Consider the following 1,492-nt stretch of genomic DNA (forward strand, 5'->3'; position numbering starts at 1 on the left):
TAGATACTGTCTTGACCTGTCAAGGGGTAGCAGTCAAATAATTGGGGTCGAAAGGCTTTTGGGATTTTAAAATCCCAAAAGCCAAATGCACCAGTTTCCTCATCAGCGCACCAATCACCTGCATTTTGACCTTTCCACGACCCAATAATCTCTCGCTCATAGCTTTCAGCAAGGGGTTGTAACGCATTGCCACTACAGCCGGCAAATACAACGCTTTTCGCAGTCGGACATTGCCGGTGCATGACAAACGAGTTTTGCCTTTAACAGAAGTCCCAGAACTACGTTCACAGGGAGTCAAGCCTGCATAAGCGGCTAGTTGACGGGCATTGTTGTAATCGGAAACATCACGAATTTCCGCTAACAATACCGAGGCCGTCTGTTCACCAATTCCTGGAATTGAGGTCAAGAGGTCACGCTGTTGTTTTAAATGTGGATGTTGGTCAAAATGGTCGCTAATCAGTTTTTTGATTAGTTTTTGTTGCTCTTTTAGGTACTCCAAATGTGCAAGGGTAAGCCCAGCAACAGTTGGCGTAGCTGTTTCCAAACGGTTTTGTTCTTGAGTTGCCATTTCAATCACAGATTCCAGCCGTCGCAACAAAGCTTGTAATTCTTTAACTTCCGGTGCGGTTGGTGTCCACAGCTCCGGTTTCATCGCCGCACAAAAACGAGCAATCAGTGCGGCATCTACGGAATCAGTTTTAGTTCGTAGAAGTTCACTTTTGGCAAACCCTTTGATCCGAGCCGGATTGACGATACTGACCTGAAAACCAGCTCCATAGAGGAATTCGGCTAAGGCTTCTCCGTAGATGCTAGTAGCTTCCATGCAAGCATGGATCTCTACTACACTTTGTTGTTGAAGCCAGTTATGCAAACTCTGAAACCCTTGAGTATTGTTCGTAAATTTTCTGGGTTTAGTTGCACGACCTTCTCTCAGTAATGAGACATGAAAATCTCTTTTACTGATGTCTATACCTAAGACTGTTGATGTCATTTTTAGCTCTTTTAGGTACTCAGATTTATCAAAGAACATGACAGGCAATTGAATACTAACCTTGTTAATGCAGGCTTTCCCGACGATGCCGAGAGCCTCAGATACTGTCCAGTTTTATGTGAGCCTGTCATCAGTAATGGGAGCTTATCTACACAACAGACTTGCGAAAGTCTAAGGGGCGGGCCAACTTCACCGATTTCTGATGTCCTTGAAGAACACTTTCTACTGTTACAGAACTATTTGCACGAAACTTTCCTTGTTTCTTTAGATTTACTTTGCTAGCAGGAGCCTGAGTGTCGGTACGATCACCTGAGTGTCGGTACGATCACCTGAGTGTCGGTACGATCACCTGAGTGTCGGTACGATCGCCTGATGATCGGTTCGATCGCCTGATGATCGGTTCGATCGCCTGATGATCGGTTCGATCGCCTGCTTGGTGTCGCGATCGACTGACTGACGTAGCGATCTATCGCCTGACTCTTTTAAGATACAAGGGGCGGG

The 1,492-nt window shown here is 45.7% G+C and carries 1 protein-coding gene; it reads right to left on the bottom strand.

Translation table 11 applies throughout. From position 1 onward, the window contains the following. Positions 1-19: 19 nt before the first annotated feature. Positions 20-991 carry a transposase gene (locus tag QUB30_RS33555; RefSeq protein WP_333342675.1) on the bottom strand — a complete coding sequence of 324 codons (972 nt, stop codon included), beginning with the start codon at positions 989-991 and terminating at the stop codon, positions 20-22. Positions 992-1,492 lie beyond the last annotated feature (501 nt).

The organism is Microcoleus sp. BROC3, from assembly GCF_036702515.1.
Lineage (GTDB): Bacteria > Cyanobacteriota > Cyanobacteriia > Cyanobacteriales > Microcoleaceae > Microcoleus.